Raw genomic sequence first — 20511 nt, 5'->3', positions numbered from 1 at the left:
CGCCCGTCAGGCGAGCGCCGGGTTGCCGGGGTCCTCCGGCTCGTCCTCCAGGTGCCAGTGCAGGTCGCGTACGCCGGGCTCCAAGGACAGCCGGGTGACGACCTGTTCGAGCGCCGGGGCGACCTGCCCGGTGATCGCGACGGTGGCCCGCAGGCTGGTGGCGTCGCCGTTGTCGGTGCGGCGGGCGCGCAGGCCGGTCGGGGCGAGCCCGGAGCCGGCGAGGGCCTGGAGCAGCAGGGCCCGGATGTGGGTCTCGGACTTGCGGTCGCATTCCAGGTGGACGGTGGCGCGGGTGGTGGAGTCGGGGTCGCTGCCGGCCTGCGGGGCCCGGTCGAGGAGTCGGCCGGCCGGGCGCAGGACCAGGTGGACGACGAGGACGGCGAGTGTGCCGAGGACGGCGAACCGCAGTTTGCCGGAGGCGGCGAGGACCCCGACGGCGGCCGAACACCAGAGTGTGGCGGCGGTGTTGAGGCCGCGTACGCCGGCGCCGTCGCGCAGGATGACGCCGCCGCCGAGGAAGCCGATGCCGGAGACGACATAGGAGGCGACCCGGGTGGGGCTGCCGGCGTCGCCGACGGCCTCGCTGTAGAGCACGAACAGGGTGGCGCCGGCGGCGACCAGGGCGTTGGTGCGCAGGCCGGCCATCCGGGCCCGCCACTGGCGTTCGACGCCGATCAGCGCGCCGCAGGCGACGCCGGTGGCGAGCCGTACCAGGAAGTCGACGGTGGTCAGGGTGTGCACGACGGCACCTCCTTCACGGGAGGAGGGGGACGGACGGTGGCACGCGGTCGATGCTCCCGGCAGGCCGGGCGACCTCGATGATGGCCATCGCCACGGTGGTCGGCGGGGAGGCGCGCAGGGCGCGGGGGCCGGCCGTGCGGTCGGCCCCGGACGACGTGACGGCGCGTCGGCGCATCGGGGGTCTCGGGCGCCTCCGGAGCCGTGAGCCGTCCCGAGCATAGACCGCCTCCGAACGACCGGGGCAGGGGTTTCCCGCTCTTCCTCGACAGCTTTGTAGAAGTTTGACCGAACCCGATCACCGCCGCCCGGGAACCGGCCCGCCTTGCGTCACGTCCTCCGACATATATAGTTCACCGACATATACAGTTGAGCAGCTCACGAGGGGGAAGTGTGTCCCACACCGATCCGAACCGGCCCGCACCCGTCCTGCGCCTGGCCAACGTCACCCGCGTGCACGGGCGGGGCGCCGCCGAGGTGCACGCCCTGCGCGGCATCGACCTGGCCGTCCACCCGGGCGAGTTCGTCGCCGTCATGGGCCCGTCCGGCTCCGGGAAGTCCACCCTGCTGACCCTGGCCGGCGGGCTGGACCAGCCCAGCGACGGCGAGGTGCTGGTGGAGGGGGTCGCCCTCGGCGGCCTCGGCCGCGGCCGGCTCGCCGACCTCCGGCGGCGCTCGATCGGGTACGTGTTCCAGGACTACAACCTGATCCCGGCCCTGACCGCCGCCGAGAACATCTCGCTGCCGCGCGAACTCGACGGCGTCCCGGGCCGCCGGGCCCGCCGGGAGGCGCTGGCCGCACTGGAGGAGCTGGGCATCGGCGAGCTCGCCGACCGCTTCCCCGACGACATGTCCGGCGGCCAGCAGCAGCGCGTGGCCATCGCCCGCGCCCTGATCGGCGAGCGCCGGCTGGTGCTCGCCGACGAGCCCACCGGCGCCCTCGACTCGGCCACCGGCGAGGCGGTGCTCGCCGTGCTGCGCGCCCGCTGCGACGCCGGCGCCGCCGCGATGATGGTCACCCACGAGGCGGCCCACGCCAGTTGGGCGGACCGGGTGGTCCACCTGCGGGACGGCGCGGTCGCCTCGGAGGCCCCCGGCCGCCGCTCCTCCGCCCGCCTCGCCGCGGTGCACCCGTCCCGTGCGGTCGGCGAGGTGGCGCAGTGAGGCTCGGAGCCTGGCGGGTCGCCCTGCGCATCGCCCGCCGCGACGCGCTGCGCGCCAAGGGCCGCAGCGCGCTGATCGCCGCCATGATCGCGCTGCCCGTGCTCGGCGTCACCGGCGCCGACGTGGTCCACCGCAGCGGGCAGCTGACCCCGGCCGAACGGGTCCAGCGGGTGGTGGGCGGCGCGGACGCCCTGGTCACCTCGCTCGCCCCGGGCACACCGGTCGAGCAGGCCCCGATCGCCGAGGACGGCGCCTTCACCGTCCCGGCCCGCCCCGGCGACAAGCCGACGGCCGAGCAGGAGAAGGGCGCGAGCACCGACCCGGCCGCCCTGGTCGCCGCGCTGCTGCCGCCCGGCAGCGCGCTCACCCCGGCCCGGCCCGGGCCGGAGGCCGGCGCGGACTCGCCCGAGGGCCTGGTCCGCACCCTCACCACCGAGGCCGACCTCGGCGACCCGATCTGGCGCGGCCGGCTCGACCTGGTCGAGGGCCGTGCCCCGAGCGCCCCGCACGAAGTCGCCGTCACCCGGGCCTTCCTGGACCGCTCCGGGCTCAAGACCGGCGCCACCACCACCCTCCAGGGCCTGGAGCGCACCGGCTACACCATCACCGGCGTCGTGGAGCACCCGAGCGAGCTGGGACGGGTCGAACTCGTCGCCCGGCCCGGCGAGTTGATCGAGCCGCTGAACACCGCGCTGGCGGCCGGCGGGCCCGTCGCGGAGAAGCCCTCGGCCACCCGGTCCGGCTGGCTGGTCCGGCTGCCGTCCGGGGCCTCCCTCGACTGGGCCGCCGTCCAGCGGTTCAACGCCCACGGCTACACCCTGACCGCGCGCTCGGTGGCGATCGCCCCGCCGCCCGAGCAGGCCGTCCCCTACTACCGCGACGCGTACCGCTACCACGACCCGACGGCCGCCAACAACACCAAGATGGTCGTCGCCGTCGTCAGCGGCATGGCGCTGCTGGAGATCGCGCTGCTCGCCGGGCCCGCCTTCGCGGTCGGCGCCCGCCGCTCCCGCCGCCAGCTCGCCCTGCTCGGCGCGGCCGGCGGGAGCCGGGCCCACGTCGGCGCGGTGGTGCTCGGCGGCGGCGTCGTCCTCGGCGCGACCGGGGCGGTGGTCGGCGTGGTGCTCGGCACCGCGGTGGTCGCCCTGCTGCGGCCGCGGATCGAGCAGTTCGGCGGCGTACGCTTCGGCCACTTCGCCGTGCCGCCGCTGGACCTCCTCGCGATCGCCGGGATCGGCCTGTCCACCGCGCTGCTCGCCGCCGCGCTGCCCGCGCTGCAGGCCGCCCGGCGCAGCGTCACCGCCGGGCTGACCGGCCGGGACACCGTCCGCGCCCCCAGCCGGCTGGTCACCTTCGCCGGCCTGGGACTGCTCGTCCTCGGCGCCGTGCTCGCGATGTACGGCGCGGGCGCCGTGAAGCGCGACCAGCCGGGCGCGGGCGGCTACGACACCCGTACGCTCACCGTGCTGGGCGGCTCGGTGACCGCCGAGATCGGCCTGCTGCTGTGCACCCCGATGCTGGTCGCCCTGATCGGCCGGGCCGCCGGGCGGCTGCCGCTCGGCCCCCGGCTGGCGCTGCGCGACGCCGCCCGGCACCGCTCGCGCACCGCTCCGGCGGTGGCCGCGGTGATGGCCGCGGTGGCCGGCGCCGTCGCCATCGGCGTCTACTCCACCAGCACCGACGCCGAGGACCGGCGCGACTACCGGCCGCAGGCCCCGTACGGCGCCGTCCAGTTGATGACGTACGTCGACGGGCCCCGGCTCACCGAGGAGCGGGCCGAGCTGGAGAAGCAGCTGTCCGGGCTCGGCCCGCGCGGCGACCTCGGCCAGGTGGAGTACCGCTTCTGCGACAACTGCTCCAGCGTCGTCCAGCTCCAGGGCCCGCCGGAGCGCCGCGGCCTGGGCTCGCCGCCGCACATCGCCGCCGGTGACGTCACCGTGCTGCACAACCTGTTCGCCGTCCACGACCCGGCCGCCGAACAGGCGCTGGCAGCAGGGAAGTTGCTGGTCTTCGACCGGTCCCTGGTGGGCGCCGACGGCAAGGCCGTGATGGTCCTGCGCGGCGGGGGCGGCGCTCCGCTGCAGCCCGGCGAGGTGCCCAAGCCGGATGTCCAGGAGGTCCCGGTCGACGCGGTGCTGGTCGACAACCCGGCCGCCGCCGACTTCGCCCAGGGCCTGGCGCTGCCCTCCGCGCTGCCCGCGCTCGGGCTCACGTCCCGGCCGTCCGGCTCGGTCTGGCTGCCCGCCACGCCGCCCGACCGCAAGGCCCAGCAGCGCGCCGCGGCGGCCGCCGTCCGGCTGGACCGCTTCGCCACCCTGGAGGTGGAGCGCGGCTACCAGCCCACGGGCGACGCGCTCAGCCTGGCGCTCACCGGCTTCGCCGCGCTGGTCGTGCTCGGCGCGGCCGGGATCGCCACCGGCCTGGCGGCCGCCGACTCCCGGCAGGACCAGGCCACCCTGGCCGCGGTCGGCGCGCCGCCGCGGATCCGGCGGAGCATGGCGGGACTCCAGTGCACCCTGATCGCCCTGCTGGGCGCGCTGCTCGGGGCGGTCAACGGGTTCGTGCCGGCGGTGGGGCTGCTGAAGTCCCGGGCCAGCGGGTTCGGGGCCAAGCCGGCGCTGATCACCGCGCCCTGGGGCGAGCTGCTGCTGATCGTGCTGGTGCTGCCGGTGGTCGCGGGGCTGCTCGCGGCGCTGCTCACCCGCTCCCGCATCCCGCTCGGGCGGCGGCTGTCCTGACGGCCCCGTCGGCCTCGGACACGTCTTGCACACGTACCGACCACCGGCTGACACCGCTTGGGCACCACCCGGGCACCGACCGTTACGCGCCGGGCGTCCGTCCCCCTCACCCGGGGGCGGGCGCCCGGCGCTCGCCGTACCATGGGCCGCGATCCGGCGGGCCAAGGGCGTCGGCGTCCGGTTCGGCGAGGGAGCAGAGGGAGTAGAGGGCGGTGCTGCGGGGGTTCGGGGACCTGGAGGCCGAGATCATGGACCGGTTCTGGTCCTGGGACCGGCCCGCCACGGTGCGCGAGGTGGTCGACGACCTCCAGCGGGACCGGGCCGTCGCGTACACCACCGTCACCACGGTCGCGGACATCCTGCACACCAAGGGCTGGCTGCGCCGCGACAAGGTCGGCCGCGCCTGGGTGTACCGGCCGAGCTGCACCCGCGAGGAGTACACCGCCCGGCTGATGCACCGGGCGCTGGAGACCACCCCCGACCGGGCGGGCGCGCTGCTCCACTTCGTCGACCGGATCAGCGGGGCGGAGGCCTCGGCCCTGCTCGCCGCCCTCGAACACGCGAGGTCCCGGGCGACGGGGTGAACTCGTGCCCGGGTCCGGCTCGGAACACACCCCCGTGGGCCCGTCGGCGTGGGGGTGCCGACGGGCCCCGGGTGGGGGTGGGGGGTGGGGGTTCGTGGGATTTGCCGTGGCCTTGACCCGCGCGCCTGAACCGGCGCGCCCGGGCCCGCGTTGCCGGCGGCGCCTCGTCGTCAGCGGTGCCGCAGGTACGCCTCCGCCGTCCGGCGCAGCCGGTCGTGCAGCCCGTCGTAGGCGCGGGCCCGGCCGAGCAGGGTCTTCGGCAGCTTGGCGACCATCGTGTAGTTGGTGTCGCAGACGTTCGCCGCCGGGGCCAGCCCGGCCTGGCTGACCAGCTGGTAGGCGTCCAGCTGGTCCAGGCCGAGCAGTTCGCCGGTCCAGCCGACCAGGTCGTGCTGGCTGATCCGGAACGCGTCCTCCAGCGGACGGGCGGAGCCGGTGCTGATCAGGAAGTCGTCGTTCTCCAGCCGGGGCCAGGCCGGTCCCCCGCCCTTGACCAGGTCGACGATCACGGTGGTGCGCATCGCCGCCTCCACCGCCGTGCCGCACACCTCGCCCTCGCCCTGGCGGGCGTGGCCGTCACCGATGGCGAGCAGGCCGCCCTCGACGTTGACCCGGAAGTAGGCGGTGGTGCCGGCCCGCATCTCGGGGGTGTCCAGGTTGCCGCCGTGCGCGCCCGGGGTGATCGAGGCCAGCACCTCGCCGGCCGCCGGGGCGACACCGACCGTGCCGTGCATCGGGTCGAGCGGCAGGTCCACCGTGAACCCGCTGTTGCGGGCCCGGAACCGGCAGACGCCCGCCTTGGCGTCCAGCTCGTAGACCCAGACCCGCTCCTCCAGCGGCGCGTGCAGCATCGCGGTGGTGTGGGTCGCGGTCAGCGCGCCGAAGTGCGGGAAGGTGCTGGAGACGCCGTACTCCCGGGCCGGGGTGATCTCCGCGAAGTGCACCGCGAGGACGTCCCCGGGCTCGGCGCCCGCCACCGCGATCGGGCCGGTGACCGGGTTGAGGTAGGGGAAGACGCACACCTGGCTGGGCAGGTCCCCGGTGCCGCGCACCTTGCCGCCGAAGCAGTCCTCGGTGGTCAACTCGACGACGGTGCCCGGCTGGACGGTGACCAGCGGGGCGCGGCCGCCGAAGGTGTAGGCGTAGTCCTCCGGGGTCGGGGACAGCCGGACGGTCTCGGGCAGGCTCACTGCTTCTCCTCGGCGGGGGTGCTGTTCATAGCGGTGCTGTTCGCGGCAGTGGTGTTCGTGGCGGTGGCGTTCCCGGCCGTGGCATCGGTGGCCGCGGCCTCGGCCTCGCCCTCGGCGACGGCCAGCCGGGGCCTGCGCCCGGTCGCCACCAGCCCGGCGAGCACGATCCCTCCGACGAGCAGCCAGACGAACCCGAGCCGCTGGGCGGCGATGTTGGCGTTGACCACCACGTACGCGAGGATCGCGAAGCCGAGCGCCGGGGCGATCAGGTGCCGCCAGTAGTCCTTGCTGCGCTTGCGGACCAGGTAGTGGACGACCACGGCGACGTGCAGGACCAGGAAGGTGGACAGCGCACCGAAGTTGACCAGGGTGCTCAGCAGGGTGATGCCGTCCTCGCGCGAGGCCGTGTAGAGGCCGAGCACCAGCGAGATCCCGGCGGTCAGCAGGGTCGCGTTGACCGGCACCCGGCGGGTGGGGTGGATCCGGGCCAGGAAGGCGGGCAGCTGGCGGTCGCGGGCCATCGCGTACAGCAGCCGGGAGGTGGCCGCCTGGGCGACCAGCGAGTTGGCGAAGCCCCAGGCCACGGCGGTGGAGGCGGCGGTCAGTGTGGCGAGCCAGCCGCCGGCGGCGGTGCGGGCCGCGTCGTAGAACGCGGTGCCGTTCGGGTCGCCGTCCCGGATCAGCGCGTCGGGGTCGGCGACCAGCAGCGAGGCGACCCAGGTCTGCACGATGAACAGTGTGCCCGCAAGCAGCAGCGCGGCGACCATGGACCGGCCGATGGCCTTGGCGGAGTCCCGGTTCTCCTCCGAGAGGGTGGAGATGCCGTCGAAGCCCAGGAAGCTGAGCACCGCGATCGAGACCGCCCCGAAGGCCAGGCTCCACGAGAAGGTGTGCCCGTTGTACAGCGGCGTGAAGTCGAAGCCCCGGCCCTTGCCGTTGGCCAACGCGATCACGCCGACCACCACGAACAGGGCCAGTACGACGAGTTCGCCGATCAGCATCGCCTTGTTGACCCGGTTGGTGGTCTCGATGCCCAGGTAGTTGACCACGGTGTTGAGCAGGACGAAGCCGATCAGCCAGAGCCAGACCGGGATCGACGGCACCAGCGAGTTCATCGCGACACCGGCGATCAGGTACAGCAGCCCGGGCACCAGCACGTAGTCGAGCAGGATCATCCAGCCGGACAGGAAGCCGACCGGGGCGGCGATGCCGCGGCCCGCGTAGGTGTAGACCGAGCCGGCCATCGGGAAGGCCCGGGACATCTGGGCGTACGACAGGGCGGTGAACATCATCGCCACCATGCCGAGGACGTAGGCCAGGGCGACCATGCCGCCGGAGCCCTGGAAGACGCCGCCGAAGATGCCGAACGGTGCGATCGGCACCATGAACACCAGCCCGTAGACGAGCAGGTCGGTGAAGCCGAGCGAACGGCGCAGTTCCTGCTGGTAGCCGTAGCTCTCGATGCCCTGGGGTGCGGGTGTGTCGGCCATGGTGCTCTCTCTCCGTGACGACCCTGAGGGGGTGTGGGGAGACTGTAGAGGGAACTATTTCCAGATGGAAGGGTTTCGTTCCGACATTCCACCTGACGAGAACGGAGTACCCGGAGCCGGCTTGACCTACCGGGGCAGGACGGCGAAGCCGAGGCCCTCGGCCCGGGCCAGGTGGATCGGCGCCCGGCCCGCGGCCTCGCCGTGCAGCAGCCGGCCCGCGGCCGCCAGCAGGCCGTCCGGGGCCAGGGCCCGACGGGCCGCCAGGTCGGCGAGCAGGCGCAGGCCCTCGTACAGGCCCACCGCGTAGGCGTCCAGGACCGGCGCCCACGGACCGCACAGGGCCCGGTGCCGCTCGGCGAGGCGCTGCCGGCGCTCCTCGGCCAGCGTCGCGAAGGAGGGCATCGCCGCGTACAGCGTCCCGGTGTCGTCGCCGCCGAGCGCGAGCAGGCCGTTCTCCTCCAGGGAGCCGGAGAGCCGCACCAGCCCGCGGTCCAGCCCGCTGCGCCGCAGCGCCCGGTTGAACTGCACCAGGTCGCGTCCGATCAGACTGAGCAGCAGGGCGTCCGCGCGGGCCGAACGCAGCGCGTCCAGCAGCGGGTCGAGCGCCTCCTCGACCGCCCCGAAGGGGACCCGCCGCTCCAGCACCACCCGGGCGCCGGCCCGCGCCGCGAGCCCCTCGGCGGCCCGGTGGACGGAGCGCGGCCAGATGTAGTCGTTGCCGATCAGCGCCCACCGGCCGATCCCGTGACGATCCGTCAACTCCTGGATCGCCGGGCCGAATTGGCGGGACGGGTCGATGCCGGTACAGAGCACGCCGGGCAGCCGGGAGCCGCCCTCGTGCGGCGGGGTGAAGACGTACGCGAGACGGCCCGCGGCAACGGTCTCGACCGCCCGGTGCACATCACTGGTGTGGCACCCGGCGAGCGCGTCCAGCGCCCCGGCGTCCAGCAGGCGCCGCACCTCCCCGGCGACCGGGCCCGGCGCGCCGCCGCCGTCCACCAGCACCAGCTCCAGCGGGCGGCCGAGGACCCCGCCGCCCGCGTTGACCTCGTGCGCGGCGAGCAGCGCGCCGTCCAGCGCGGACGGGCCGGTGAGCCCGAGCGGGCCGGACTGCGGCACGACGAGGCCCACCCGGAACGCCGCCCCGTCCCGGGCCGAGTGCAGCGCATCGAGCGGATCGATCACCCTCACCTCGATGCTCACGGTGCGAGTATCGTCGTACCGCCGATATCGGGGAAGGCCGGAACGGGAGGGTCCGATGACCGCAGCTGGTGCCGCACCGGGGGTCGACGGCCGTCCCGGCGATCCCGCCGCCCGGACCGCCGCCCTGGCCGCCGAGCAGACCGTCGGCGCCGCGGCGCGCCCCCCGGCCGCCCCGGAGCCGCTGCTGGTCGAGCTGGTCACGCTGGCCCACCGCAGGCTCTCCGGCGGCCTCGCCGCCGCCCTCGCCGAGGAGGACTGCACCGTCGACCAGTGGCGGCTGCTGCGCGTCCTCGCGGACGACCGGGGGCACGCGATGGGCGAGCTGGCCCAGGCCCTGCTGATCCCGCAGGCGAGCCTGAGCCGGCTGGTGGACTCGCTGGCCGATTCCGGCTGGGTCTACCGGCGCCAGGACGACCAGGACCGCCGCCGGATCACCGCCCACCTCTCCCGCCAGGGCCGCACCCGGCTGACCCGGCTGGACGCCCTCGCCGCCGCCCACGACGCCGCCGTGCGCCGGGCCTGCGGCCTCACCGACCCGGCGCACGTACTGCGGCGGCTCGCCGCGCTCTGACCGGCCCGCCCCGGCCGCCCCGGGCACACGACAACGGCACCCACGGACGACGACGGCCCGCCCCCGCCGAAGCGGGAGCGGGCCGTCGCGGCGCGCGATCGGACGCGGTCAGGCCGGGCGGACGGCGCCCTTGTAGGGCATCACGGAGATCGGCAGGACCTCGATGTTCTTGCCCGTGTACGGGGCGTGGATCATCTTGCCGTCGCCGATGTACAGGCCGACGTGGTGCAGGTCGTCATAGAAGAACACCAGGTCACCGGGCTGGAGGTTGGCACGGTCGACGTGCGGGCCGTCCTTCCACTGCTCCTCGGACGTCCGGGAGATGGTGACGCCCGCCGCGCGGTAGGCCTGGCTGGTGAGGCCGGAGCAGTCGAAGGTCGCGGGGCCGGTCTTGCCCCAGCCGTAGGGCTTGCCGAGCTGGGCCTGGGCGAACGCGATGATGGCGCCGGCCCGGCCGCTGGCCGACGGCACCGGGGCGTTCATGTCCGGGCGGTCGCTGGAGCGGGAGGCGCGGTCCTTGGCCGCGGCGGCGGCGGCCTGCTGGGCCTCGGCCTTGGCCTTCTCCGCGTTCTGCTGGGCGTTGATCTTGGCGCGGTCCTCGGCGCTGAGCTTGTTCAGCATCCCCTGGGCCTGGGCCAGCTTGGTCTGGATGTCCTTCTTCTGCTCCGCCAGCTGCGTGCCCACCGAGTCGAGCGCGGCCAGGGTGGCGGTGGCCTCGGCGCGGTCCTGGTCGAGCTTGCGCTGCTCGTCCTGGGCCTGCTTGAGCAGACTCGCCTGGGAGTCGGACACCTGGTTCTGCACCGAGGCGCGCTCCAGGTAGGCGGCCGGGTCGGAGTCGAGCATCAGCTGGACCGACGGGTCGATGCCGTTGGTGCGGTACTGGTCGGCGGCGACCGCGCCGAGCCGGGTCCGCAGCTCGTTCATCGCCTCCTGGCCCCGGACGACCTTCTCCTGGATCTGGTTGGCCTCGCCCTGGAGCTTCTGCTGCTTCGCCTGGAAGCCGTTGTACTTCTCGATCGCCTGCTCGGCGTCCTCGTTGAGCTGGTCGACCTGCTCCTTGACGGTGGCGAGGTTCGGGGTCGGCTCGGCGTGGGCGGTACCGGAGGCGAGGACCGCGCCGCCGGCCGCCATGGCCGTGGTGAGGACCGCCATGCGGGCCCGGCTCGGGGGGCTGGGCTTGCGGCGCTTTCCCATGGCGGTCGCTCTCCTTCGGGGGAATCTCGGGACGGTCCGGGCGGAGCGGGGGGACGGCTCGGCCGGTGCCTGGGGACGACGAAGGCGGGCAGGACGAGCAACGGGGGGGTGCTGCCCCGCCCACCTTCTTCGAAGTAACTTAATAGATGAGGGGCCGGGTTCCGCAATCCCCCTGATCATGACGTTTTGACAGCATGACAGGACATCGATCGCGTTCCGTGCCATCGGCGTTGACCTCGGACACCTCCGGACACCGCGGACACCTCCCACCACCCGACGACCGCCGGTCGGATCACCGACGACGGCCCGGACGCCCCCCGGACGACGCGCTCGGATGACCGCGCCGCCCGCCTCCGCCGACACCCCGGACGACCCCACCCGGCGCCTCCGACCCCCTGACCTCCGACCCCCTGCCGACACCCCTATCGGCCGCGGGTGCCAGCCGTCCCCGCACGCCATGGCACCCCCCGCCCCGGAGAGTGCTCGCGAGCGGCCGAACCGAGGGAAAGGTCACATGAGATTCCTCTCCTGCAGCCCCGCGCACGGGCGCTAACCTGCGCACATGAAGGTCCCGCCCGAAGGGCTCCCCCTCGCTGCCGAGTTCCCGGCCGCGCACCGAGAGCAGTGGCAGCAGCTCGTCCAGGGCGTGCTGCGCAAGTCCGGTGCCCAGCCCGAGGACGGTCCCGCCGCCGAGCAGGCGCTCACCACCCGGCTCCAGGACGGGCTGAGCGCACGCCCCCTGTACACCGCCGAGGACACCGACGCCGACCCGGGCTACCCGGGCTTCCCGCCGTTCGTGCGCGGCGGCCGGCCGCAGGGCTCCGCCGTGGCCGGCTGGGACGTCCGCCAGCGGCACGCCGACCCGGACCGCCGGCGCGCCAACGAGGCCGTCCTGGCCGACCTGGAGCACGGCGTGAGCTCGCTCTGGCTGGAGCTGGGCGGCGCGGGCCTCCCGGTGGACGCCCTGCCCGAGGCGCTCACCGGCGTGTACCTGGACCTGGCCGCCGTGGCGCTCGACGCCGGCGCCGAATTCACCGACGCCGCCGAGCAGTTGTTCAACCTGTACGAGGAGCGCGAGGTCTCCCCCGGCGCCGCCGCCGGCAACCTCGGCGCCGACCCGCTCGGCCTCCAGGCCCGCACCGGCCGGACCGACCGCACCGGGGCACTGCTCGCCGAGGCCACCGCGCTGGCCGCCCGCTGCGCCGCCGGGTACCCGGGTGTGCGGGCGCTCACGGTGGACGCCCTGCCGTACCACGAGGCGGGCGCCTCCCCCGCCCAGGAACTGGGCTGCTCGCTGGCCACCGGCGTCGCCTACCTGCGCGCGCTGACCGCCGCCGGCCTCCCGGTCGACGACGCGCTCGGCCAGCTGGAGTTCCGCTACGCCGCCGACGGCGACCAGTTCCTCACCATCGCCAAGTTCCGTGCCGCGCGCCGCCTCTGGGCCCGGGTCGCCGAGGTCTCGGGGGCCGGTGCGGCCGCCTCGGCACAGCGCCAGCACGCCGTCACCTCCCGGGTGATGATGACCGCCCGCGACCCGTGGGTGAACATGCTGCGCACCACGATCGCCTGCCTGGCCGCCGGGGTCGGCGGCGCGGACGCCGTCACCGTGCTGCCCTTCGACAGCGCGCTCGGCCTGCCGGACGCCTTCGCCCGCCGGATCGCCCGCAACACCCAGGCGATCCTGCTGGAGGAGTCCCACCTGGCCCGGGTGATCGACCCGGCCGGCGGCTCCTGGTACGTCGAGCAGCTGAGCGAGGAGCTGGCCCGGGCCGCCTGGGCCTGGTTCCAGGAGATCGAGCGGGCCGGCGGACAGCAGGCCGCCCTGGAGTCCGGCCTCGTCGGCGAGCGGATCGCCGCGACCTGGGCCGAGCGCTCGGTACGGCTCGCCAAACGGCGCGAACCCGTCACCGGCGTCAGCGAGTTCCCGCACCTGGACGAGCAGCCGCTGGTCCGCGAACCGGCCCCGGCCGCGCCCGGCGGCGGGCTGCCGCGGGTGCGCCGCGCCGAGGCCTACGAGGCGCTGCGGGACCGCTCGGACGCCCACGCCGCCGCGCACGGCGCCCGCCCGAACCTCTTCCTCGCCTCGATCGGCACCGCCTCCGCGCACACCGCGCGCACCACCTTCGCCGCCAACCTGTTCCAGGCGGGCGGCATCGCGACGGTCTCGGCCGAGTCCGTCGACCCGGCGGCCTTCGCCGAGGCCTTCCGGGCCTCCGGCGCGACCGTCGCCTGCCTCTGCTCCAGCGACGCGCTGTACGCCGAGCACGCCGCCCCGGTCGCCGGTGCCCTGAAGGCGGCCGGCGCCGAACGGGTGCTGCTCGCCGGGCGACCCGCCGAAGTACCCGACGGCGTGGACGAGTTCATCTTCGCGGGGGGCGACGCGGTCGCCGTCCTGACCTCCCTGCTGGACCAGATCGGAGCCGCTCGATGATCCCCGACTTCACCGGAATCGGGCTGGACGGCGCCGGCGGCAGCCTCACGGGCGGCCCTGGCGTCACCGACGAGCAGTGGCGGGCCGCCTGGCGCCAGTCCACCGGCAAGGACGTCGACGAGCTGCTCTGGGACACCCCCGAGGGCATCGGCGTCAAGCCGCTGTACACCGGGGCCGACCTCGCCGGGCTGGACTTCCTGGAGACCTACCCGGGCATCGCCCCGTACCTGCGCGGGCCGTACCCGACCATGTACGTCAACCAGCCCTGGACCGTCCGCCAGTACGCGGGCTTCTCCACCGCCGAGGAGTCCAACGCCTTCTACCGCCGCAACCTCGCGGCCGGCCAGAAGGGCCTGTCCGTCGCCTTCGACCTGCCGACCCACCGCGGCTACGACAGCGACCACCCGCGGGTCACCGGCGACGTCGGCATGGCTGGTGTGGCGATCGACTCGATCTACGACATGCGCCAACTCTTCGACGGCATCCCGCTGGACAAGATGTCCGTGTCGATGACCATGAACGGCGCCGTGCTGCCCGTCCTCGCGCTGTACATCGTCGCGGCCGAGGAGCAGGGCGTACCACCGGAGAAGCTCGCCGGGACCATCCAGAACGACATCCTCAAGGAGTTCATGGTCCGCAACACCTACATCTACCCGCCGCAGCCGTCGATGCGGATCATCTCGGACATCTTCGCGTACACCTCGCAGAAGATGCCCCGGTACAACTCGATCTCCATCTCCGGCTACCACATCCAGGAGGCCGGTGCGACGGCCGACCTGGAGCTGGCCTACACCCTGGCCGACGGGGTGGAGTACCTGCGCGCGGGCCTGGACGTGGGCCTGGACGTGGACGCCTTCGCACCGCGACTGTCGTTCTTCTGGGCGATCGGCATGAACTTCTTCATGGAGGTCGCCAAGCTGCGCGCGGCCCGGCTGCTGTGGGCCAAGCTGGTCAAGCAGTTCGACCCCAAGAACCCCAAGTCCCTGTCGCTGCGCACCCATTCGCAGACCTCGGGCTGGTCGCTCACCGCCCAGGACGTGTTCAACAACGTCACCCGCACCTGCGTGGAGGCGATGGCCGCGACCCAGGGCCACACCCAGTCGCTGCACACCAACGCCCTGGACGAGGCCCTCGCCCTGCCCACCGACTTCTCCGCCCGGATCGCCCGCAACACCCAGCTGCTGCTCCAGCAGGAGTCGGGCACCTGCCGGGTGATCGACCCGTGGGGCGGCTCCGCCTACGTCGAGAAGCTGACCCACGACCTCGCGTCGAGGGCCTGGGAGCACATCCAGGAGGTCGAGGCGGCCGGCGGCATGGCCAAGGCCATCGACGCGGGCATCCCCAAGCTGCGCGTCGAGGAGGCCGCCGCCCGCACCCAGGCGCGGATCGACTCCGGCCGCCAGCCGGTCATCGGCGTCAACAAGTACCGGGTGGAGAACGACGAGCAGATCGACGTGCTCAAGGTCGACAACTCCTCGGTGCGGGCACGGCAGGTCGAGAAGTTGCGCCGGCTGCGCGCCGAACGCGACGAGGCCGCGTGCCAGGACGCGCTGCGCGCGCTGACGGCCGCCGCCGAGGCCGGCCCGCAGCGCGGCGGCTCACTGGACGGCAACCTGCTGCACCTGGCCGTCAACGCGGCCCGGGCCAAGGCCACCGTCGGCGAGATCTCCGACGCCCTGGAGAAGGTCTACGGCCGCCACTCCGGCCAGATCCGTACCATCTCCGGTGTGTACCGAGACGAAGCGGGCCCGTCGGCCTCCCTCCAGCGCACCCGCGACCTGGTCGAGCGGTTCGAGCAGGCCGAGGGCCGCCGTCCGCGCATCCTGGTCGCCAAGATGGGCCAGGACGGCCACGACCGCGGCCAGAAGGTGATCGCCACCGCCTTCGCCGACCTCGGCTTCACGGTGGACGTCGGCCCGCTCTTCCAGACCCCGGCCGAGGTCGCCCGCCAGGCCGTCGAGGCCGACGTGCACATCGTCGGTGTGTCCTCGCTCGCCGCCGGACACCTCACGCTGGTGCCCGCGCTGCGCGCCGAACTCGCCGCGGCGGGGCGGGAGGACATCACCATCGTGGTCGGCGGGGTCATCCCGCCGCAGGACTTCGACGCCCTGTACGAGGCCGGCGCCGCGGCGGTCTTCCCCCCGGGGACGGTCATCCCGGACGCGGCGTACGACCTGCTCAAGTCCCTGGCGGCCGACCTCGGCCACGAGCTGTGATCGCCTGAACGCATGCCTCCGCGGACGATCGACCTCGACAGCTATGTGACGGGCGTACTCGACGGCTCGCGCGCCTGGATCGCGCGCGCCGTCACCCTCGTCGAGTCCTCCCGACCCGACCACCGCGCACTCGCGCAGCAGCTGCTCCAACGGCTGCTGCCGCACGCCGGCGGCGCGGTCCGGGTGGGCATCACGGGCGTGCCCGGTGTCGGCAAGTCGACCTTCATCGACGCCTTCGGGACGATGCTGACCGGCCAGGGCCACCGGGTCGCGGTGCTCGCCGTCGACCCGACCTCCAGCCGGACGGGCGGCTCCATCCTGGGTGACAAGACCCGGATGGAGCGCCTCGCCGTCGACCCTGCCGCCTTCGTCAGGCCGTCCCCGACCTCGGGGACCCTCGGCGGAGTCGCCAAGGCCACCCGTGAGTCCATGGTGGTGATGGAGGCGGCGGGGTACGACGTCGTCCTCATCGAAACGGTCGGCGTCGGCCAGTCCGAGACGACGGTGGCCGGGATGGTCGACACCTTCCTGCTGCTCAGCCTGGCGCGGACCGGCGACCAGCTCCAGGGCATCAAGAAGGGCGTCCTGGAGCTGGCGGACGTCATCGCCGTCAACAAGGCCGACGGCCCGCACGAACGCGACGCCAAGGCGGCGGCCCGCGAACTCGCGGGCGCGCTACGCCTGTTGCAGGCCCCGGACGCCGCCTGGACGCCGCCGGTGCTCACCTGCAGCGGCCTCGACGGCGCGGGCCTGGACGTCCTGTGGGAGCGGCTGCAGCAGCACCGCAAGGTGCTGGACGCCACGGGCGCGCTGGCGGCGAAGCGCCGCGACCAGCAGGTCGAGTGGACCTGGTCCATGGTCCACGACCAGCTCTACGCCCGCCTCCACGAGAACCCCGAAGTACGGCGCCTGACCCCCGAGTTGGAAGCCCAGGTCCGCGCCGGCACCCTCCCTGCGGGGCTGGCGGCCCAGCAGATCCTGGACGCCTTCTTCGCCTGACCCGCACTGCTGAGGCCGAGCGCCGTGCCCCACCCCCGCGTGGGGCACGGCGCTTCTCGACTCTCGGGGTACTCGAACCACACCACCTTGCCCGTCTCCACCGGGTGCCACCCCCACACATCCGCGAGCGCCTCCACCAGCAGCAGGCCACGCCCGCTCGTGGCCCCCTCCGCGCACTCCCGGCCCGACAGCTCCGCACCCCGGTCAGCCACCTCCACCCGCACCCGCCCGCCGTACCAACAGACGGTGACGACACACCGCTCCCCCGTGTGCACCAGTGCATTCGCGATCACCTCACTCGCGCACAACTCCAGCTCCTGAAGCGCATCATCCGAGAGCGGCACCCCCCACTCCCGCACGATCGCCACCACCAACCGCCGCGCCGCCGGCACGGCGTCGGCCCCCGGCGGTTCCTCCCACTCCAACGGAACCGGAAACCGGGCGTTGCTCAATGGACTAACCAGCATGTGCACTCTCCAAGCCGACTGGGCGCCGCAACTGCCGACGAAGGCCTACTCGTCGGCGCCTCGGCAGTCGCCGAGACGCCGACGCACAGCCGATTTCTCACCGCTAGTGAACAACTCGTCACGCCCGTGAGACCATCGATCATGCGGCGCTCGCATATGGATATGCGAGCGCCGCATCAAGCCGCTTCAGTCGGTATGGCATTGCTCGTAGCGTTGGGTGGACCCTTGAACTGGAAATCGGAAGCGATCCGGGAAGCATCACAGGCAAGGAACTACGGCAGGATCATCGAGCTGGCTCGAACCCACCAGCGCATGACGCAGGCCCAGTTAGGCCAAGTATGCGGACTGTCGCAATCAGCTATCTCCCGGCTGGAGAAGCGCGGCGTCAGCCCCTACGCCATGGATGTGCTGCTGAAGGTGTCGCAACACCTGGGCATCCCAGTGGCGCTCCTCGGTCTCGCCGAAGTCCCGACCCTGGCACGAATCGGAACTGAGAGTGTGGAGAGACGTCAATTCCTGGGAGCGGCCGCAGCAGTCGCCGTATCACCCACGCTGGCCGTCGCCGCCAGTTGTGTCGACGAGGCCGATCACCAGGCCTCCTCACTTCGGCTTGTCACGACGTCCTACCGTCGATTGGACGGATCGACTCCTTCCCGGGAACTTGCCGATGCCGTCCGTTCACATCTGCGGCTGATCCAAGGGCTCATCAGTGCAGCACCGACCCATGCCCATCGGATCAGGCTCGCCGCCATCGCGAGCGAGGCGGCGAGCCTGGCCGCCTGGCTGGCATGGGACACCGGAGACAACGGGTCAGCACGCTCGCTCTACGGGGCAGCGATCAAGGCCGCTCGATCAGGAGCGAATCCGCTCCTTGCCGCCTACCAGACGGGGAGCCTCGCTCAATTCGAGGCACACGCTGGCAATGGGGCCATGGCACTCGGCCTCGTAAAGCGAGCCCGTAGCTTCCTGGAAGCCGACTCCCCCAGAGTTGCCGACGCATGGCTGTCGTCAGTGGAGGCTCTCGGACACGCAGCCGCAGGTGATCAGCGGAGCTGCGACCGCGCATTGACACGCAGCCGAGCCTCGCTCGAGTCCAACACCCATGGAGAGCAGCCCCCTTGGCCGTGGGTATTCACCTTCGATGAGGCCAAGGTCGCCGGCTTCAGGGTGACATGTGGCGCCAACCTCGGGCTCTCCAAGTGGGTCTCAGACAGCACTGGCCCTGTTCTCGCCACCGGTCATGCGAAGCAGCGTGCGCTCCTGATGCTGGACCTCGCAGCAGGCCAGCTTGCCGAAGGACAGATCGAGGCGGCATTTGCGCTCGCGGCGGAAGCCCTGAAGACCGGCCTCACGTACCGTTCCGGGCGAATCGTCGAGCGGAGCCGCGAACTTCGGCGGAGGTTCAACACCTCCTCACCGCCCAAGGCCGTGCGGGAGTTCGATGAACGACTTCACGGCGTCTACCTCTAGGAAGGGAATTACATGCGAATCGGGATCACGGGCCACCGAGGGCTGACAGCCAAGGCGGAGACACAGGTCCGACAACTACTCGAAGACGCCCTCCCGAAGAGGGAGTCCGCCAACCTCACCGTCGTGTCCTGCATCGCGGACGGGCCGGATTCGTGGCTGGCGGAGATCGCACTCAAGCGGGGCGGGCGGCTGGAGGTCATCGTCCCGGCCGACGAGTACCGGGACGGGCTACCGGAGTGGCACCACCCCGTCTACGACCGGCTGTTCGACAGCGCCGCCGCCGTTCACCGCACCGGCCACGTCGAATCCGACGAACCCGCGCACCTGGCCGGAGGCGAACTCCTCGTACATCACGTCGACAAGCTTCTCGCCGTCTGGGACGGCCTGCCGGCTCGCGGCCAGGGCGGGACGGCGGATGTCGTCGCCCTCGCCCGGCGACACGGCGTGCTGGTCGAGGTGATCTGGCCGGAGGGAGCCCGCCGCTGACCGCGTCATATCAGCCCTTCACCTGGGAGCAGCCCGCAGCCAGTCGCCCGTCGGAAAGCGCCGCCTCCTCACACTGCATCCGTCGCCCGAAAGGCTGACGACGAGTCAATGCGGGTACACCGGAGAGGAGAACCAGAGATGCTGGTGCGGCCGTTGACCCGGTTGACCAGAGGACGGGACCGCGATGACCAGTCGACCGCGTACACCGAACACCAAGCTCGCCGCTCTCATGAAGCAGGCACAGTGGGGCAATGACCAGCTCGCCCGGGCCGTGAACCGGGTCGGCTGCGAGGCCGGGCTCCGGCTGACCTACGACAAGTCCGCCATCTCCTACTGGGTCTCCGGCACGATCCCCCGGGCCGAGGTGCAGGAGGTCGTCCGGGAGGTCTTCTCACGTCGGCTCAGGCGCCCGGTGACGCCCGAGGAGACCGGCTTCGGTTCCGGCGACGGGAAGGAACACAGCAAAGGCGTGCTGTCCGATCTGATGTCGATCGGCAGGTCCGACATGGACCCCTCACGCCGTGGCGTCCTGACCGCCGGTCTCTACTCACTGACCCTGACACTGCCGGAGTTCGACGAGAGCCCCGAGCGGATCACCCGTGCCGCCGCGGGCCGAACCGTGCGTGTCGGCGACGGCGAGGTCCAGACCGTACGGACGGTGACCGACCGGATCGCCGGAATCCTCGACGAGCTCGGTGCCGCCCACGCCCGCCCGATGGCTGCGGCGTTCCTGGTCAACTCGGTCGGGCCGTGGCTCCAGGCGTCCGGCACGACCCAGGTGAAGGCCGACCTGCTGTCGGCCGCCGCCGATCTCACCTACCTCACCGGCTGGATGGCGATGTACGAGACCGCCCACGGCCTCGGCCAGAAGTACTACGTCCAGGCCCTCAAGCTCGCGCGGGAGGCCCAGGACCACGTGACGTACTGCCGCACCCTGCGCGGCATGGCACTCCAGGCGTCCAACCTCGGCTACGGTCCAAAAGCCCTCGAACTCGCCGACTCGGCCGCCGAGGCCGCTCCGGCCTCCGGCCCCCGCCTGTGGGCCTTCCTCACCGGCCAACAGGCGCACGGCGCCGCCATGGTGAAGGACCGGCGCCAGGCCTTCGCACGCCTCGCCGAGACCGAGACGGCGCTGGCCCAGGCCGACGGCCGCAACGACTCCATCGGCGGCTACGACCAGACCGCGTACCACTTCCACGTCTCGCACGTGCTGTACGAACTCGGCGACCTCCCGGGGGCGGTCAAGGAACTCCAGTTCTCCAACCGGGCCCGCCCCGCCAACGAGAAGCAGGGCCGCGTGCACGGCAACGGCCTGCTCGCCCGGCGGCAGATGGAACTCGGCCACGTCGAAGCCGCCTGCGCCACCTGGGACACCTTCCTGGACGACTATGTCACGCTCAGCTCCGTCCGCGGCGACGAACACTTCCGCGCCCTGAACACCGCCCTCCCGGCCCACGCCGCCAACGGCACGGTACGCCGCCTCCGGGAGCGCACCCGCGAGGTCGCACAGCAGAAGGCCGCGTGAGCCATGGGCCTCCGCATCGGCAAGGGGTACCGGTCGGGGTGATCT

General features: G+C 73.0%; 15 protein-coding genes and 1 pseudogene. 10 read left to right on the top strand and 6 right to left on the bottom strand.

The genetic code is table 11. From position 1 onward, the window contains the following. Positions 1 to 6: 6 nt before the first annotated feature. Positions 7 to 741, bottom strand: a complete 735-nt coding sequence (locus AMK13_RS15150) for an MgtC/SapB family protein (protein WP_074002563.1) — start codon at positions 739 to 741, stop codon at positions 7 to 9. Between the two features lie 390 nt (positions 742 to 1131). Between AMK13_RS15150 and AMK13_RS15145 the strand changes: the two genes are divergently transcribed. The 3 genes from AMK13_RS15145 to AMK13_RS15135 all read left to right on the top strand — a co-directional run bounded on the left by AMK13_RS15145 (position 1132) and on the right by AMK13_RS15135 (position 5224). Then, the gene (locus tag AMK13_RS15145) at positions 1132 to 1902 is read left to right on the top strand and encodes an ABC transporter ATP-binding protein (RefSeq protein ID WP_074002562.1); all 771 of its coding nucleotides are present in this window, start codon (positions 1132 to 1134) and stop codon (positions 1900 to 1902) included. After that, positions 1899 to 4640: an FtsX-like permease family protein gene (locus AMK13_RS15140; RefSeq protein ID WP_074002561.1), complete on the top strand. Its 2742-nt coding sequence runs from the start codon at positions 1899 to 1901 to the stop codon at positions 4638 to 4640. Before AMK13_RS15145 ends, AMK13_RS15140 begins: the two co-directional genes overlap by 4 nt. A 215-nt stretch (positions 4641 to 4855) precedes the next feature. After that, the gene (locus tag AMK13_RS15135; RefSeq protein ID WP_074002652.1) at positions 4856 to 5224 is read left to right on the top strand and encodes a BlaI/MecI/CopY family transcriptional regulator; all 369 of its coding nucleotides are present in this window, start codon (positions 4856 to 4858) and stop codon (positions 5222 to 5224) included. 170 nt (positions 5225 to 5394) lie between these two features. Here the strand turns inward: AMK13_RS15135 and AMK13_RS15130 are convergent, their stop codons facing one another. From AMK13_RS15130 to AMK13_RS15120, 3 genes are all read right to left on the bottom strand, one after another. Further along, a complete protein-coding gene (locus AMK13_RS15130; protein ID WP_049649998.1) occupies positions 5395 to 6414 on the bottom strand; it encodes an acetamidase/formamidase family protein in 1020 nt (339 codons plus the stop codon). Continuing rightward, positions 6411 to 7904: an APC family permease gene (locus AMK13_RS15125; protein WP_241852883.1), complete on the bottom strand. Its 1494-nt coding sequence runs from the start codon at positions 7902 to 7904 to the stop codon at positions 6411 to 6413. Before AMK13_RS15125 ends, AMK13_RS15130 begins: the two co-directional genes overlap by 4 nt. A 126-nt stretch (positions 7905 to 8030) precedes the next feature. Next, a complete protein-coding gene (locus tag AMK13_RS15120; protein WP_074002560.1) occupies positions 8031 to 9107 on the bottom strand; it encodes an ABC transporter substrate-binding protein in 1077 nt (358 codons plus the stop codon). Positions 9108 to 9162: 55 nt separating this feature from the next. On the opposite strand from AMK13_RS15120, the gene AMK13_RS15115 reads away from it, so the two are divergent. Beyond that, complete coding sequence (locus tag AMK13_RS15115) at positions 9163 to 9678, top strand: MarR family winged helix-turn-helix transcriptional regulator (RefSeq protein ID WP_079272128.1); 516 nt, start codon at positions 9163 to 9165, stop codon at positions 9676 to 9678. A 108-nt stretch (positions 9679 to 9786) separates the two neighbouring features. On the opposite strand, the gene AMK13_RS15110 is transcribed toward AMK13_RS15115, so the two are convergent. Next, the gene (locus tag AMK13_RS15110) at positions 9787 to 10872 is read right to left on the bottom strand and encodes a C40 family peptidase (RefSeq protein ID WP_074002559.1); all 1086 of its coding nucleotides are present in this window, start codon (positions 10870 to 10872) and stop codon (positions 9787 to 9789) included. Positions 10873 to 11434: 562 nt separating this feature from the next. Here AMK13_RS15110 and mutA point away from each other — a divergent pair. The 3 genes from mutA to meaB are packed head-to-tail and all read left to right on the top strand — an operon-like array spanning position 11435 to position 16518. Continuing rightward, a complete protein-coding gene (gene mutA / locus AMK13_RS15105; RefSeq protein ID WP_074002558.1) occupies positions 11435 to 13303 on the top strand; it encodes a methylmalonyl-CoA mutase small subunit in 1869 nt (622 codons plus the stop codon). Continuing rightward, positions 13300 to 15519, top strand: a complete 2220-nt coding sequence (gene scpA, locus AMK13_RS15100; protein ID WP_074002557.1) for a methylmalonyl-CoA mutase — start codon at positions 13300 to 13302, stop codon at positions 15517 to 15519. The genes mutA and scpA overlap by 4 nt, the downstream gene beginning before the upstream one ends. A gap of 12 nt (positions 15520 to 15531) precedes the next feature. Beyond that, the gene (meaB, locus tag AMK13_RS15095) at positions 15532 to 16518 is read left to right on the top strand and encodes a methylmalonyl Co-A mutase-associated GTPase MeaB (RefSeq protein ID WP_074002556.1); all 987 of its coding nucleotides are present in this window, start codon (positions 15532 to 15534) and stop codon (positions 16516 to 16518) included. Positions 16519 to 16604: 86 nt separating this feature from the next. Here meaB and AMK13_RS15090 read toward each other — a convergent pair. Further along, a pseudogene (locus AMK13_RS15090) lies at positions 16605 to 16985 on the bottom strand (ATP-binding protein); the annotation flags it as partial. A 225-nt stretch (positions 16986 to 17210) separates the two neighbouring features. On the opposite strand from AMK13_RS15090, the gene AMK13_RS15085 reads away from it, so the two are divergent. The 3 genes from AMK13_RS15085 (at position 17211) to AMK13_RS15075 (ending at position 20466) form a co-directional block, all read left to right on the top strand. Beyond that, the gene (locus AMK13_RS15085; RefSeq protein WP_074002650.1) at positions 17211 to 18455 is read left to right on the top strand and encodes a helix-turn-helix domain-containing protein; all 1245 of its coding nucleotides are present in this window, start codon (positions 17211 to 17213) and stop codon (positions 18453 to 18455) included. 123 nt (positions 18456 to 18578) lie between these two features. Continuing rightward, positions 18579 to 18941 (top strand): hypothetical protein, encoded by a 363-nt coding sequence (locus tag AMK13_RS15080; RefSeq protein ID WP_310593108.1) that lies wholly within the window; start codon positions 18579 to 18581, stop codon positions 18939 to 18941. A gap of 184 nt (positions 18942 to 19125) precedes the next feature. Further along, positions 19126 to 20466, top strand: a complete 1341-nt coding sequence (locus tag AMK13_RS15075; protein ID WP_074002554.1) for a hypothetical protein — start codon at positions 19126 to 19128, stop codon at positions 20464 to 20466. Positions 20467 to 20511: the final 45 nt, after the last annotated feature.

The organism is Streptomyces sp. CB02056 (assembly GCF_001905545.1).
In the GTDB taxonomy this organism is placed as follows: domain Bacteria; phylum Actinomycetota; class Actinomycetes; order Streptomycetales; family Streptomycetaceae; genus Kitasatospora.
This window is presented reverse-complemented; position numbering and strand designations above follow the sequence as displayed.